The sequence below is a fragment of the Porphyrobacter sp. AAP60 genome (assembly GCF_001296025.1).
Lineage (GTDB): Bacteria > Pseudomonadota > Alphaproteobacteria > Sphingomonadales > Sphingomonadaceae > Erythrobacter.
The window spans coordinates 623,224-637,713 of sequence record NZ_LJHV01000002.1 but is presented as its reverse complement, the minus strand read 5'-3'; the positions used below and the strand labels follow the sequence as shown (position 1 = coordinate 637,713).

12 protein-coding genes are annotated in these 14,490 nt (G+C 62.0%); 10 read left to right on the top strand and 2 right to left on the bottom strand.

What is annotated here, in order from left to right:
* Positions 1 to 2 precede the first annotated feature (2 nt).
* Genes IP79_RS03595 through IP79_RS03570 form a run of 6 tightly spaced genes read left to right on the top strand, consistent with a single transcriptional unit; the run spans position 3 to position 6,525 of the window.
* Positions 3 to 1,553: an NADH-quinone oxidoreductase subunit M gene (locus IP79_RS03595; protein ID WP_054117839.1), complete on the top strand. Its 1,551-nt coding sequence runs from the start codon at positions 3 to 5 to the stop codon at positions 1,551 to 1,553.
* Positions 1,553 to 3,031: an NADH-quinone oxidoreductase subunit NuoN gene (gene nuoN / locus IP79_RS03590; protein WP_054117838.1), complete on the top strand. Its 1,479-nt coding sequence runs from the start codon at positions 1,553 to 1,555 to the stop codon at positions 3,029 to 3,031. Before IP79_RS03595 ends, nuoN begins: the two co-directional genes overlap by 1 nt.
* Positions 3,028 to 3,753 (top strand): biotin--[acetyl-CoA-carboxylase] ligase, encoded by a 726-nt coding sequence (locus IP79_RS03585; RefSeq protein WP_233994065.1) that lies wholly within the window; start codon positions 3,028 to 3,030, stop codon positions 3,751 to 3,753. Before nuoN ends, IP79_RS03585 begins: the two co-directional genes overlap by 4 nt.
* Before the next feature lie 17 nt (positions 3,754 to 3,770).
* Positions 3,771 to 4,565, top strand: coding sequence for a type III pantothenate kinase (locus IP79_RS03580; protein ID WP_054117837.1), 795 nt, complete (start codon positions 3,771 to 3,773; stop codon positions 4,563 to 4,565).
* Between the two features lie 23 nt (positions 4,566 to 4,588).
* Entirely contained in the window at positions 4,589 to 6,244 is a 1,656-nt protein-coding gene (locus IP79_RS03575) for a ribonuclease J (protein ID WP_197273723.1), read from the top strand.
* Positions 6,244 to 6,525 (top strand): DUF1467 family protein, encoded by a 282-nt coding sequence (locus IP79_RS03570; protein WP_054117836.1) that lies wholly within the window; start codon positions 6,244 to 6,246, stop codon positions 6,523 to 6,525. Before IP79_RS03575 ends, IP79_RS03570 begins: the two co-directional genes overlap by 1 nt.
* On the opposite strand, the gene IP79_RS03565 is transcribed toward IP79_RS03570, so the two are convergent.
* The gene (locus tag IP79_RS03565; RefSeq protein WP_233994064.1) at positions 6,522 to 9,047 is read right to left on the bottom strand and encodes an ATPase; all 2,526 of its coding nucleotides are present in this window, start codon (positions 9,045 to 9,047) and stop codon (positions 6,522 to 6,524) included. The genes IP79_RS03570 and IP79_RS03565 overlap by 4 nt on opposite strands.
* A gap of 87 nt (positions 9,048 to 9,134) precedes the next feature.
* Here IP79_RS03565 and IP79_RS03560 point away from each other — a divergent pair, with 87 nt between their 5' ends.
* The 4 genes from IP79_RS03560 to IP79_RS03545 all read left to right on the top strand — a co-directional run bounded on the left by IP79_RS03560 (position 9,135) and on the right by IP79_RS03545 (position 13,137).
* A complete protein-coding gene (locus IP79_RS03560; RefSeq protein WP_054117834.1) occupies positions 9,135 to 9,446 on the top strand; it encodes a hypothetical protein in 312 nt (103 codons plus the stop codon).
* A 111-nt stretch (positions 9,447 to 9,557) separates the two neighbouring features.
* Positions 9,558 to 10,754: a hypothetical protein gene (locus IP79_RS03555; RefSeq protein ID WP_054117833.1), complete on the top strand. Its 1,197-nt coding sequence runs from the start codon at positions 9,558 to 9,560 to the stop codon at positions 10,752 to 10,754.
* A gap of 41 nt (positions 10,755 to 10,795) precedes the next feature.
* Positions 10,796 to 11,728, top strand: coding sequence for a hypothetical protein (locus IP79_RS03550; protein ID WP_054117832.1), 933 nt, complete (start codon positions 10,796 to 10,798; stop codon positions 11,726 to 11,728).
* Positions 11,725 to 13,137, top strand: a complete 1,413-nt coding sequence (locus IP79_RS03545) for a sensor histidine kinase (protein ID WP_233994063.1) — start codon at positions 11,725 to 11,727, stop codon at positions 13,135 to 13,137. Before IP79_RS03550 ends, IP79_RS03545 begins: the two co-directional genes overlap by 4 nt.
* A 19-nt stretch (positions 13,138 to 13,156) precedes the next feature.
* On the opposite strand, the gene IP79_RS03540 is transcribed toward IP79_RS03545, so the two are convergent.
* Positions 13,157 to 14,443 carry a citrate synthase gene (locus IP79_RS03540; protein ID WP_054117831.1) on the bottom strand — a complete coding sequence of 429 codons (1,287 nt, stop codon included), beginning with the start codon at positions 14,441 to 14,443 and terminating at the stop codon, positions 13,157 to 13,159.
* Positions 14,444 to 14,490: the final 47 nt, after the last annotated feature.

The following is a 14,490-nucleotide window of genomic DNA, read 5'->3' as shown; positions in this document are numbered from 1 at the left end:
TAATGGAAGGCCTTCCCATCCTGTCTCTGATGATGCTCGTGCCCCTGGCAGGGGCAGCCGCGTGCCTGTTTTCAGGTGGCAATGCTGCCCGCTGGATCGCGCTCGGAGCGACGCTTGTTACGTTTGTTCTGGGCGTCGTGCTGTGGTCCAATTACCAGATCGGCGGCCCGCAGTGGCAGTTCACCGAGCGGGCTGACCTGTTTGCAGGCTTCAGCTATGCACTGGGCATCGACGGGATCGCGCTGATGCTGATCGTGCTCAGCGTGTTCCTGATGCCGGTCTGCATTCTGGCCAGCTGGGAATCGGTGCAGAAGCGCGTCGGTGAATACATGGCCGCTTTCCTGTTCATGGAAGTGCTGATGATCGGCACCTTCGCCGCGCAGGACCTGTTCCTGTTCTACGTCTTCTTCGAGGCTGGCCTCATTCCGATGTATCTGATCATCGGGGTGTGGGGCGGGGACAATCGTATTTACGCCAGCTACAAGTTCTTTCTCTACACGCTGCTGGGATCGGTCCTGATGCTGATCGCGATGTTCTGGATGGTGGCCGAAGCCGGCACATCCGACATCCCGACACTGATGCAATACAGCTTCCCGCCTGGGGCGCAGACGTGGCTGTGGTTGGCCTTCTTTGCGAGCTTCGCGGTAAAGGTGCCGATGTGGCCGCTTCACACCTGGTTGCCCGATGCTCACGTGCAGGCGCCGACGGCGGGCTCGGTTATTCTGGCTGGCGTGCTGCTGAAGCTCGGCGGTTACGGCTTCATCCGCTTCAGCTTGCCGATGTTCCCCGAGGCTTCTGCACAGTTCGCATGGCTGGTATTCACCCTGTCGATGATCGCGGTGGTCTATACCTCGCTGGTCGCGCTGGTGCAGGCCGACATGAAGAAGCTGATCGCCTATTCCTCGGTCGCGCACATGGCGATCGTGACCGTCGGCCTGTTCGCTTTCAATGTGCAGGGGCTTGAAGGCGCGATGATCGTGATGCTGTCCCACGGCCTCGTATCGGGCGCGTTGTTCCTGTGCGTGGGGGTGCTCTACGACCGCCTCCACACCCGCGAGATCGCGCGTTACGGCGGGCTGGCGATCAACATGCCCTATTACGCGCTGTTCTTCCTATTGTTCACCATGGCGAGCATCGGCCTGCCGGGCACCAGCGGATTTGTGGGCGAGTTCCTTTCACTGGCAGGCATCTACCAGACGTCGAGCCTCGTGGCGCTGATATGCACCACCGGGATAATATTGGGCGCGGCCTATATGCTCTACCTCTATCGCCGTGTGGCGTTTGGAGGTCAGGTCAACGAGGATGCCGCCGCGATGCGTGACATCAGTGCCCGCGAGTGGGTGATGATGGCGCCGATTGCGGCCGCTGTGTTGTGGATGGGGGTCTATCCCGAAAGCTTCCTCGCGCCGATGCGGGCCGATATTGCGGTTCTCGATGCCCGTCTTGCAGCTGCTGCCCCGGCAAGCGATGCAGCGCTGGCTGCGGGCGCTCCGCGGGCAGAGGCGGCCAATGCGATGCCAGAACATTCGAGCGCCAAGGAGGGCGCGCACTAATGGATTTCGCTCACTCCTTTGCACTCGTCTTGCCCGAGCTCTTGCTAAGCTTCACGGGTCTTGTGCTGCTGCTGGCTGCCGCATGGGGCGGCGACAAGGCCGCGCGGCAAGTCGCCATCGCAGCGGCTGCGGGACTGTTCGTCGCCGGCTTTCTGCTGGTACCGGGTCTGCATTTTGGCACCGATGGTCCGGCAACGCTGGCCTTTGGCGGGTTGCTCAAGATCGATAGCTTTGCGCTGTTCGCCAAAGCGCTGATCTACCTCTCCGCCATAGCTGCCCTGATGGTCGCGCCTGCGTTCTTCAACAGTGCGGCAGCCGGGGTCGAACGCGGCATGCGCGCCGAATACCCGGTGCTGATCCTGTTCGCGGCGGTCGGCATGAGCATCATGGTTTCGGCCAATGATTTCATGAGCCTTTACCTCGGGCTCGAACTCAACAGTTTGTCGGCCTATGTTCTGGCGGCAATCCTGCGGCGCGACACACGTTCGGGCGAGGCTGGTCTGAAGTATTTCGTGCTTGGGGCGCTGGCCTCGGGCATCCTGCTCTACGGCATGAGCCTGCTCTACGGCTTTACCGGTGGCACGGGCTTCACCGCTGTTCGCGCCGGTCTGACTGGCGAAATGGGCCTGGGTGCGCTGTTCGGTGTTATCTTTGTGCTTTCGGGCCTTGCCTTCAAGGTGTCTGCCGTGCCGTTCCACATGTGGACGCCGGACGTTTACGAGGGTGCGCCGACACCCGTCACCGCCTTCTTTGCCACCGCGCCCAAGGTCGCCGCGGTCGCTTTGACCGCGCGTGTGGTGTTCGAAGTGTTCGGCGCGCAGGTTCCCGCCTGGCAGCAGATTGTGATGTTCACCGCGCTCGCTTCGATCATATTCGGCGCGCTCGGGGCAATCGGACAGGAAAACCTGAAGCGGTTGCTGGCCTATTCGTCGATCAACAACATCGGTTTTATCCTGCTGGGCCTCGCAGTGGCCAATGCCGATGGTGCGAGCGCGATGCTCGTTTATCTGTTCATTTATGTCGCAATGAGCATCGGCAGCTTCACCGCGCTGTTGATGCTTCGCGACGATGATGGGGCGCTGTTTGAAACCTTCGCCGACATTCGTGGCCTCTCCGTCACTCGTCCGGCGATTGCATGGGCGCTTTTGGTGTTCATGTTCAGCCTTGCGGGCATTCCGCCGCTGCTAGGCTTCTATGGCAAGTTCGTGGTGTTTCAGGCGACGGTCGAAGCGGGCCTTGTGGCCTTTGGCGCGATTGCCATTGCAGCCAGCGTGATCGGGGCGTTCTATTACATCAAGTTTGTTAAAGTGATGTTTTTTGACGCACCCTCGGGTGTTGTGACGGGCAAGAGCGGCGCTGCGCATTGGTCGCTGTTGGGGCTGACGGCCCTGATCATTTCGCCGCTGGGCTATCTGCTCACGCCTTCCTTGACCGATCTGGCCGACAAGGCCGCTGCCTCGCTGTTCCTCGCGGTTTGATCGACGCATCCGTCAACACGCTGGTTGAGGAAACAGGCTCGACCAACGCCGATATCGCCAACGCGATACGTGCGGGTGAAGCTTGGCCGGAGGGCAGGTGGCTGGTGGCGCGGCGTCAGACTGCCGGTCGCGGGCGGCAAGGCCGCGAATGGTTCGATGGAGCGGGCAATTTCATGGGGTCATGTGCCGTAAAGGTGACACAGGGCGACCCGCCTCCTGCTACGCTCAGCTTCGTCGCCGCACTTGCCGTCTGGGATGCAGCGGGCGAGGCTTTGGGGGAGAGGGACGACCTCGCGCTCAAGTGGCCGAACGACGTTTTGCTCGGCGGCGGCAAGCTTTCGGGGATCCTGCTCGAAATGGTCAAAGGCCGGGTCGTGGTAGGCATCGGGGTCAACCTCGCCCGCGCGCCCGACTTGCCCGATCGCAAGACCGCCGCGCTGGCCCAAGTCGCCTCGCCCCTTCCGCCCGAAGATTTCGCCCGAAGCCTTGCAAGACATTTTTCGGCCCGGCTTGCCGATTGGCGGATGCACGGGCTGGGCGCGACATTGGGCCGATTTCTCGGTGCCTCGATCCATGCGCAGGGGTCGCCTGTGACCGTTCATGATACTGACGGGTCGCGGCTCTCTGGCTCCTTTGCCGGGCTTGAAGAAAGCGACGGTGCCCTGCGGCTGCGCTTGGCGGATGGCAGCGAACGTGTCATTCGCGCAGGCGACATATCCTGAATAAAGGAACGCCTCCAATGTTGCTCGCTGCCGATGTCGGGAACACCAATGTCGTCTTCGCCCTGTTCACTTATGACGAGGATGGCACGCACACCATCCGCGCGCGCTGGCGCATTGCCACCGATCCACGCCGTACGGGTGACGAATATGCGGTGTGGCTGCTGCAATTGCTCGCCATCGAAGGTGTGGCGCGTGAAGCGATCACGCAGATCATTGTCGCCTCGGTTGTGCCGCGCGCCGATCATAACCTTACCGTATTGTGCCAGAAATATTTCGGCATCACCCCGATGTTTGCAGGTCAGGGCAGGGCTGCGTGGCAGTTCGAGATTGATGTCGATCAGCCCTCGTCGCTTGGTGCCGACCGCGCGCTGAATATCCTCGCGGCGCATCACAAATATGGCGGCGATTTGATCGTGGTCGATTTCGGCACGGCGACCAAGTTCGAGGCAGTGGATTTTGCCGGTGCGTACAAAGGCGGATCGATTGCGCCGGGGATCAACCTGTCGCTCGATGCGCTGGTCGGCAAGACCGCCAAGCTGCCGCGCATCGCCATCCGCGCGCCTTCTTCGCGCAGTGTCATCGGCCGCAACACCGAAGATCAGATGCTGATCGGTGTGTTCTGGGGCTATGTCGCGATGATGGAGGGCATGGTTGCACGCATGAAAGCCGAGATCGGTCGCCCGGCCAAGGTTGTAGCCACAGGCGGACTCGCCATATTGTTCGATGACGCGACCGATATCTTCGATCACGTCGATGCAGATCTCACTCTTGATGGTCTCGCAATCCTGGCCCGTCAGGCTGAAACCGCCTGACTGTTCCCAACGTAAGAGAAAATGTGAAAAACGATTTTACCCCGGAAGACGAATTGCTTTTCCTTGCCCTCGGAGGCTCCGGCGAGATTGGCATGAATGTCAATCTCTATGGCTGTCAGGGCAAATGGATCATGGTCGATCTGGGCATGACCTTTTCCGGCACAGAATATCCCGGCGTCGATCTGGTGTTTGCCGATCTCGATTTCATCGAGGAGCGTGCGAAAGACCTGCTGGGGATTGTGTTGACCCATGCTCACGAGGATCACATCGGCGCTGTGCCCTATTTTGCGGGCGAACTCGGCGTGCCGCTTTATGCGACGCCGTTCACCGCCGATCTGGTGGCACGCAAGCTCGAAGAAGCGGGCCTGCTGGGTAAAGTCGAACTCAACATTATCGAGGATGATCACGGCGAGATCGAGCTTGGCCCGTTCACCGTCAGCTACCTGCCGCTGGCGCATTCGATCGCCGAAGGCAACGCGCTGATCATCGACACACCGCACGGGCGCATCTTCCACACTGGCGATTGGAAGCTGGACGAAGAACCGATCATCGGTGAGCCTGCGACAGAAGAGGAACTGCGCGAAATCGGCGATGAAGGCGTGCTGGCGCTGGTGTGCGATTCCACCAATGTGTTCAATCCCGAACCCTCCGGCTCGGAGGGCGCGGTTCACCGTGCGCTGATGGAAGAGGTCGCGCGCCACAAGGGCAAGCGCGTCGTCGTGACGACCTTCGCCAGCAATGTTGCCCGTCTGCACACGCTGGGCGAAGTTGCGCGCGAGACCGGGCGCCAGATTTGCGTTGCCGGACGATCGCTAGACCGGATTATCGATGTGGCGCAGGACAATGGGTATCTTGAAGATTTCCCGACCCCGGTCAATTTCGATACCGCAATGGGGCTCCCGCGTGGCGAAGTGCTGATCATCGCAACTGGCGGGCAGGGCGAACCTCGTGCCGCGCTGGGCCGGATGGCGGACAATAACCACCCGATCGAATTGGCCGCGGGCGATGTGGTGCTGTTCTCGTCGCGCCAGATTCCTGGCAATGAAATCCCGATCGGCAAGATCCAGAACCAGCTGGCCGCCCGCGGGATCCAGATGGTGACAGACCGTCAGGCCTTCATCCATGTTTCCGGCCATCCGGGGCGCCCCGAACTGGAGGCGCTCTACGAATGGTTGCGTCCGCAAGTGCTGGTGCCGGTGCATGGCGAGATCCGCCACATGGCCGAGCAGGCGCGGGTCGGCAAGGAAAGCGGCATTCCATCGCAGGTGCTGCAGAAGAACGGCGACATTGTCCGCCTTGCCCCGGGCAAGCCTGGCAAGCTCGCCGAGGTGCGCGCGGGCCGACTGGTGCTGGATGGCGATATCATCGCCCCTGCCAATGGCGACGCGATCACCATGCGCCGCCGGATCGCACAAGACGGCGTGCTTGTGGTGGTGCTTGCGCGGGGTGCCAAGCCGGTGATCGAGGTAATCGGCCTGCCGCTCGATGAGGATCTGCCCGCGTTTCTGGAAGAAGCATCCGGCGATGTGCTGACAGCGATCAACCGGCTCAAGGGCAAGGACGCGCGCGATACAACGGTGATCCGCGAAGCTGCGCGGCTTGCCGCCCGGCGTGCGGCGCAGCGCTGGTCGGGGAAGAAACCACAGGTCCGCGTGGTGATGCCCGGGGCTGCCGCCTGATGCAGATCACTTCGATTGCAGCGATTTACTTCCTGTTTTTCGTGATGAGTGCCTTCGTCATGTTGCCATTCGGTGTTCGTACCGCTGATGAGGCAGGGGTGGAAAAAGTGCCGGGGCAAGCCGAAAGCGCCCCGGTCGATTTCCGGCCGGCCAAGGTTGCTGCACGGGCATTGGTGGTAGCGGCTTTGGCGACAGCCCTGTTCGTCGCCAATTACCATTATGGCTGGATCACGGTCGCAGATATCGACATTCTGCCCAAGCCGCCCGCTGCGGCGGGTTAATTTCGGAAGCGCTGGATCGCCTGAGCTAGCGCAACGTAAAGCTTGCCCATCTCCGATCCCAGCACTGTCACGCTCAGAACGTGGCCGTCGCGGGTGGACAGCATAGCTCGTAGCATCGCTTCGAAATCGTGGATGTAGCGGCTGACGTTGGCTTTGAAGGTTTCATCTTCGCCATAAAGCGCAGCAATATCCTTGGCGGTGCCATTGTCGATCAGGCGCACGGCCCGGCGGGTGAAGATGCCGCGATCGCCTTTCAGATAGGCATCCCATGCCGTGTCCGTAACCTCGGTCGAAAGCGCCGACGTGATGTCAATCGCGGCCGAATTCAGGCTGTCGGTGATCAATGCCATCCGCCGCGAGAAATCGTTGTTCACCTGTTCTTCGGCCAGCTCGCGGGCGTGGGCAACGCGCTGTTCGAGATTGCCGGTGAGCTCGTTCACTCGCACCAGCTGATCGCGCAACTGGATTGTCGCTTCCCTGCCAACGCCCGAGGCATGGGCGGCTGCCTGTTCCAGCTTGCCGATGGTCGCTGCCGCCTCGCTGCGCAGGCTGCGCTCCAGCGCCTCTACCGCCTCGCCCCCGATGGTCTGGGCAAGGGAAATTGTTTTTTCGCGCGCGCCCTGATCAAGCGTTTCGAACGCGTGGGTAATGGCGTTTTCAAGCATGCCGAGCGCGTCCCGGAGCTGCTCTTGCGAACTGGTGGCAAGCGCGCCGCTCTCCTCGGCCAGCCGTGCAAACCCGCCGCGCAAGCCTTGCAGTCGGGCGAGGGCATCTTCGCTGCCTTCGGCAAGCTTATCCTTGAACCGGGCAATCGCACCTTCGGCCGCATCAATCTCGCTGCGAGTGTTAAGTAGATATTCCGACAGATCGCTGCCCTGCTGGCTTGACTGCAGCATCAGCTGGTTGACATTTTCTGCCCGTGCTTCGGCTGCAGAGAGTGCGGTCTGGGCGGTGACGATTGCTGCTGGCAGGTCTTCGCGGGTGGCGCGGGCGCCGGACTGGATAATCTCCAGCAGGCGGATGCCGCTTTCCGTCAGGGCAGACAACCGTACTTCTGTTTCGGCGAGGGCGGCGCGCTTTTCCGCGAGTTGTTCGCCAAGCGAGCCAAGCCCCGCGGCAAGGCTTTCGCGAGCAGCTACGCCCTGCTGGCCGATAGCATCCATCAATCGTCCTAGTTCATCGAGTCTGGCGACAATCGCCTCACCGTGAACCAGCAACTCGTTGGTATCGGCAATCTGTGCTTCACGTCGCTGCGCAAGTGCATCATCCAGGGCGGAAAGGCGCTGTGCCAGCACTTCGCTTGCCTGCGCTTCGTGGGTTTCGAATGCGGCCTGGCGCTGTTCGATCTGTTCGCCCAGCGCGAGGCTGCGTTCAGCCATCTGCTGTTCGAAGTCAGCCACTTCGGCACGCAGCTGTTCGATGCGCTTCTGCGACGCAGCGCCGGTTGCTTGGTCGATTTCGTCGACCAGTCGCAATTTTTCGACCAGTCCCGCGTGCAGACTGGCGATGCTTTCTTCAAGTTGCACACGCACCGTTTCGCTTGTGGTGCGCAGTTTCGCAGCGAGCGCCTCGGCTTCTGAAGATGTCTGCCGTGCGCGTTCGCCCAGGGCGGATAGCGCCTCGGCCTCGAGCGTGTCGAGCTGCGCACGATAGGCCTCGGCGTCTGATTGCAATGCGACGAAGCGTTTGCCCACCAGCGCTTCTATCCGGCCGAGTTGATCCTCGAACCCGGTGAGGGTCTCGCCCACCCGCGTGCCGAGGCTTCGCACCTGAGCTTCGCTCGCTGTGCCGAATGTGTTGAGCCGCTCGAACCCCGACACCATTCGTTCGAGCTGTTCCTGTGCATTGCGCCCCGCGCCGCCGATCTGATTGGCGACGTCGCGCGCCGCGTTGGCGATCACCGGCAGGTCTTCGCGCAGGCGGTTCATGTTGCCCAGCGCCGTGTCGCTGGTGGCACCGATTGCATCGACCTGCGCGCCGTTGCTGGTGATGAGCGTCTGCAATTCCGCTGCGTGCGTTGAAATGCGTTCCGCCGCGATCCGGCCGAGCGATTCAAGGTCGCGCGATTGTGCGGCGAGAAATTCGCGGGCGAGGCTGAGTTCGCGGTTCACCACTTTCAGCCGTTCTTCCAGCGCAGCGCTTTCCTGGTTCATCATCGCAGCGGCTGCAGCAAAGCGGCGTGCCTCGGCGCGGGACGAGCGCATCGCAAGTAGCCACACAATTCCTATCAGTGCGACGGGCACAGACCATTGCACCAGCAAAGTCGCCCATAGGTCGGGTGCCGGGCGGGCCAGTATCGCAGGGCTATGCGCCCAGCCGAAAAAGGCAGTCCACGCGGCCGCAGCAAGGACCGCGAGCGTGGGGGCAATCCAGCCGAACCGTGTGGGTTGCTCGGCAGGCTCGGCTTCTTCGAGCCAGATCTCGCCCAGGTCGAGGTCCAATGCGTCCGGCGCGCTTTCCGCCATCCCCGCAGCCTCGCCTGCGGTGTTGTCCCCGTCGCCCTTGCGCCCCAACGCGCGCATGTGATGCTGTCCTGCCATGGCACACTCATACCACAGCCGGAATCGGGATAAACCCCGCTTTAACCCAATCGCGATTAAAGCCTGTACATGGCGTTTGATAACGGAGCCCTTGATGCAACTCTGGCGGCAGCGGCCGGCGATGATGCCGTGTTGCTGCGCGAATTGCGTGTGGCGTTCCTTGACAGCGCAAACCGCCAGCTCGATCTGCTTAAGCGCGCAAGGTGCGATGGCAACTGGAATGTCGCCGCCATGCGTCTGAAAGGCTTGGCCGCCAGTTTCCACGCCGAAGACCTGTTGCAGGCCGCCGAAATTGCATTGCACGCCGCGCCCGGTGAGCCAATGGCGATCCGCGAGATCGAAGGCGTGCTCGGACGTTTTGCTCGCGCTGCCAGGCGCTGATCCGGTCAAGCGCCGCCTGATGCAGGCGGAGCGTTGCAAAGCCGCTTGAACCCCTGAGACGAACACGCCACTCCGTGCGGGTCGAAAACCCGCCTGCGGAGACACAAAGCCATGCGTATCGGCCTGATTGCTGCTGTCACTCGCACTGCTGCGGGTGATTTGCGTGCCGAATTGCCGCTGGCCGGGCGTTCTGTGCTGGGTTGGCAGGTTGATTTGCTCCGAATGCTGGGGGCCGAGCGTATTTTGTGTCTGGCTGAAAGCGCAACGGGAGAAGTGCTTCGGCTTCAGCACGATGTTGAGAGGGCCGGTGGCACCTTCCATGCTTTGCAGGGCTTTGCTGCGATCCCGGCATTGGTGCGGAGCGAGGATGAATTGATCGTTCTGCGAGACGGGTTGGTGCCTGATCCGGCGGTCATGGCCGCGCTGGCGCAAAGCGAAACGGGCGGGCACCGGATGGTGGCCACCATCCCTGATGATCACCCGCTTGCTGCTGCGCGACCGCAGGATTTCGAACGGATTGATGCAACGCGCCATTGGGCGGGATTGCTGATAATGCGCGGGGCGCCAGTGCAGCAACTCGCCGATTTTCCTGCCGATTCCGATCCGGTTTCGGTACTGGTGCGGCTTGCCTTGCAGGCCGGGACACCGTGTCGCGAACTTTCGGCTCAAGAAGTCGCGCCGGAAACGTGGCTGCTGGCAGACTGCGCCGGTGCAGTCATGGCGCATGAACGATTGATGCTTGCCAAAGTTGCGCCTCAAAGTGACTGGCGCGCGCCATTGGTAAGCCTTGCCGGTGTGTTGGTACGCGCGCTGATGCCCCGGGGGCTGGCGCAGGGTGCTGTCATATCAGGCGCCTCCGCCATCATGCTAATCCTGACGGGTTTGTTGATGGCGGTGTTCGGGTGGGCAATTCCCGCCATCGCATTGGCCAGCGCCGGTGCGTTCGCTGCGGCTGTGGCGGCAGCTTTCGACGACATCTCCGGAAAGCTACGAACAGGAGGCGATCAACCTGACAGCACCAATGCGTTGCCGGTCGCGGTCGATCTGGCTGCGGCTGCGACCTTGTGGTTCGCGCTTTCTCCGTGGCCTGTCTGGAATGCGCTGGCGGTGTGCGGGCCGGTGGTGATCGGCTTGGCGCGCCTTGCCGGGCGTGATCGCGGTTCGACATGGGCGGTCAGCGCCAGCGACCGTGCAGCGCTGTTGCTGGTACTCGCGCTGGCTGCGGCAGTGGGTTTGTTTCCTGAAGTGCTGGCCTGTCTCGCCTTGGGGCTATTGGCAGGTTTGCTGCTGCGCGCAGGCCGTGATTGAACTAACGCGGATTTAACTATGTGGAGGTAAGCCTTTCGAGGATGGGCGAAGATATCATCGACCTTGCCGCCGACCAGGAGGTCGAGGCCCTCCTTCGGGGTGAACTCGCGCGTGAAAACCGCGCGATGTCGGCGGTTGTCCCCGTCTTGCGGCATCTGCTGGCGAGCGAGGCGCAGGCCTTGCTCAGCGATGCCATCCTTGCGCGCGTGCGCGGGATGATCCGTGATTGCAGTGCCCAGTTGATCGCCGCGATGGAAGGCCGTGATCCGGCCATTCGCACATTGTCCGAAACAAACCCGGCATTGCTTGAGCACCATGCCGATGCCTTGATGCAGAACGAGGCGTTACTGGGTTTCTGCCATGCGCTGGCGAATGAAAGCCTGCTGGCCGAACGGTTCCAGCAGCGACACGCGATTGATCCTGTTTTGACCCCCTTATTGCAGGAATTGATTGCTTCCGATGATCCAGCGACTGCCAGCCTCGCAATGCAGGTGCTGGCCGCCCAGTCGCGTTTCATCCAGACCCAGCGGCGCATGGAACTGCCCTTGGGAGAGCTACCCGCAGAGCTGTTTCATGCGGTTTTGGCGCGCAGCCTAGACAATGGATGCGCGGGAATTGCGCAACTTCAAGCCGGCTATGACGAGGCGACCAGCCGGCTCGGCTTGCTTGCCCGGCTTGTTGCGGCAATGCGGCGCGGGGCATTTGCAGCACTTTCGCTTGATCACGCGGGGCTCGCCCTGTTTGCCAGTGCTCTTGCAGCACGTAACCATCAATCGCGCGGGGAAGGGGTGCTTGCATGCCACGAAGGACAAGGCGTGCGGCTTGCACTCGCGTTGCGGGCAGCCGAGCTTTCGCTAACGGCGATTGAGCGGCAGTTCCTGCTGGTTGAACCGGCCGCACGGATGCCGCGTGCGATTGCAGCCATTTCGTCGAACCGCGCGGCAGAGCTGCTGGTTGCAGGCTCGGCAGCATGATGGATACCATGGATCGGCACGAAAACCTGCTGGGCGCATGCGGCTTAACAGACACGCATGACAGGCTGCTGAGCGCCGATGAGCCGCTTGCAGACCTGCAAACCCGCTGCGGCGGCGATTTGCCAGGGACACTGGCGATCCCCGAGTTGCTTTCACTGGTGCAGCAAGCGCGGCGTATGGGGCTGAAACTGGCGCGCAACTTCAGCGCCTTTGATGGCGATGCGCTGGTCTCCGGCTTCGCCCGCATCCATCCCTTGAGCCAGGCTGATGGCGGAGGTTGCGAGGTGCTGGTCGAAAACTGGCAGCGCAGTGCGCAGACCACGCCCGGCGACCGCGAACTTGCCGAACAGATCGATGCGATCGACAGAGCTACCGCCGAGGTTACCGCACGGCTTGATGCCATCCAGCGGGTGCAGGTTCTGAGCGTGATCGCAGCTGATGCCATGGGCCTTCAGGCGGCCGCAATCGCGCAGCCGGGGATTGTCTGGACGGATCTGGTCGATCTCAGCGCGGTCAGTCATCATCAGCCGCTCCATTGGCGACTGCTCGATGGTGCCGCTTGCCGCTTTCCCGGTTCGGATCGCCACTGGCGCATTCGTCTGATCCCGCTGGGGGCAGATGTGATCAACCCTGTCGGCTTTGAGCTGCTGCTGATTGCAGACGAGCCGCTGGTATGCGCGCCCGCCGCAGCACAGGAAGCGGTTGCCGAAACCGAAGCCTCGCCCACACGGCTTGTCGGCACGGCGCTGACGCCAGTGCTGCGCCAGCCGATTGCGCGGATCATCGCCAATGCCGAAACCATGCGCGCTCGCCTTGCCGGGCCTTTGCGCGAAGAATACAGCGATTATGCTGGCACAATTGCCAGCGCCGGACAGCATCTGTCCGCTATGCTGGATGATCTGGCCGATCTCGAAGTGGTCGAAACACCCGGCTTTAGCACCGCGCGCGAACCGGTCGATCTGGCTGATGCGGCCGTGCGGGCGGCGGGCATCCTGGGCGTGCGAGCGCAGAACCGCGATATCGCCCTGGAGGTGCATGCGGCGCGCGGCGAGGCCGTGGCTATGGCCGAGTTCCGCCGGGTGCTGCAGATCCTCATCAACCTGATCGGTAACGCCATTGCCTATTCGCCAGCAGGCAGTGTCGTTCGGATCACTGCTGCGGCAAGGGCTGATAGCCGGGCGCTGGTATGCGTGGCCGATGAAGGGCCAGGGGTCGCAGCGGATCAGGCAGAGAGGATCTTCGACAAGTTCGAACGCCTTGGGCGCGATACTGATGGCGGGAACGACAAAGGTTCAGGTCTTGGCCTGTTCATCTCGCGCCGCCTGGCCGAAGCGATGGCGGGTAGCCTGACAGTGGAGCCCGCCGAGGGCGGGGGCGCGCTCTTCAGACTGGAACTGCCAGCCGAATAGCGCGCCCCGCCATTACGGTTTAACGCTTGTCGAGCGGGGTATAATCGCGCTGCGTCGGCCCGGTATAGAGCTGGCGCGGACGGCCGATCTTCTGGCCGGGATCGCTGATCATTTCGTTCCACTGCGCCACCCAGCCGACTGTGCGGGCAAGGGCAAACAGCGCGGTGAACATCGTGGTCGGGAAACCGATCGCCGAAAGGATGATGCCCGAATAGAAATCGACGTTCGGGAACAGCTTCTTCTCGATGAAATAGGGATCGTTCAGTGCGATCTCTTCCAGCTGCAATGCGGTTTCGAACAGCGGATCGGTGACCTTGAGCGATTCAAACACTTCGCGCACGGTCTGCTGCATCACGGTCGCGCGCGGATCGTAGTTCTTGTAGACGCGGTGACCGAAGCCCATCAGGCGGAACGGATCGTTCTTGTCCTTGGCGCGCTCGATGTAGTGCGGGATCTTGTCGGGTGTGCCGATCTCGCGCAGCATGTTGAGCGCCGCTTCATTGGCGCCGCCGTGCGCCGGGCCCCAAAGACAGGCGATCCCGGCCGCGATGCAGGCAAACGGGTTTGCGCCGGAAGAGCCGGCAAGGCGCACGGTCGAGGTCGAGGCGTTCTGCTCGTGATCGGCGTGGAGGATAAAAATCCGGTCCAGCGCGCGTTCCACCACGGGGTTCACCACATAGGGTTCTGCCGGGACGCCGAAGGTCATGCGCAGGAAATTGCCGGTGTAGCTCAGCGAATTGTCCGGATAGACGAAGGGCTGGCCAACCGAATACTTGTACGCCATCGCCGCAATCGTCGGCATCTTGGCGATCAGGCGGTGCGAGCTGATCTTGCGGTGTTCCGGATCGGAAATGTCGGTGCTGTCATGATAAAAGGCCGACAGGGCTCCTACCACGCCGCACATGATCGCCATCGGGTGCGCGTCGCGGCGGAAACCGCGGTAAAACGTCATGAGCTGCTCGTGCAGCATAGTGTGGCGGGTGATGGTGTAGGTGAAGTCGTCAAGCTCGTCCTTGCTCGGCAGTTCGCCGTTGAGCAGCAGATAGCTGACTTCCATGAAGCTGGAATCTTCGGCCAGCTGGCCGATCGGGTAACCGCGGTGCAGCAGCACGCCTTCGTCGCCATCGATATAGGTCAGCGCGCTTTCGCAGCTGGCGGTCGATGTGAAGCCGGGGTCGAAAGTGAATGCGCCAGTCTGTGCGTAGAGCTTGCGGATGTCGATGACGTCGGGACCGGTGCTGCCTTCGAGCACCGAATAATCCAAGGTCTTCCCGCCCAGCTCGAGTTTCGCCAGCTTGTCTGCCACAGTGTGTCTCCTGTCCAAATTCCTTGCCTCGATCCGATCGTGCGCAG

What these genes read in the sequence shown, in the direction of transcription:
- IP79_RS03595 (WP_054117839.1), top strand. Translation starts at nt 3, where the DNA reads ATGGAAGGCCTTCCCATCCTGTCTCTGATGATGCTCGTGCCCCTGGCA.
- nuoN (WP_054117838.1), top strand. Translation starts at nt 1,553, where the DNA reads ATGGATTTCGCTCACTCCTTTGCACTCGTCTTGCCCGAGCTCTTGCTA.
- IP79_RS03580 (WP_054117837.1), top strand. Translation starts at nt 3,771, where the DNA reads ATGTTGCTCGCTGCCGATGTCGGGAACACCAATGTCGTCTTCGCCCTG.
- IP79_RS03570 (WP_054117836.1), top strand. Translation starts at nt 6,244, where the DNA reads ATGCAGATCACTTCGATTGCAGCGATTTACTTCCTGTTTTTCGTGATG.
- IP79_RS03565 (WP_233994064.1), bottom strand. Translation starts at nt 9,047, where the DNA reads ATGCGCGCGTTGGGGCGCAAGGGCGACGGGGACAACACCGCAGGCGAG.
- IP79_RS03560 (WP_054117834.1), top strand. Translation starts at nt 9,135, where the DNA reads ATGGCGTTTGATAACGGAGCCCTTGATGCAACTCTGGCGGCAGCGGCC.
- IP79_RS03555 (WP_054117833.1), top strand. Translation starts at nt 9,558, where the DNA reads ATGCGTATCGGCCTGATTGCTGCTGTCACTCGCACTGCTGCGGGTGAT.
- IP79_RS03550 (WP_054117832.1), top strand. Translation starts at nt 10,796, where the DNA reads ATGGGCGAAGATATCATCGACCTTGCCGCCGACCAGGAGGTCGAGGCC.
- IP79_RS03545 (WP_233994063.1), top strand. Translation starts at nt 11,725, where the DNA reads ATGATGGATACCATGGATCGGCACGAAAACCTGCTGGGCGCATGCGGC.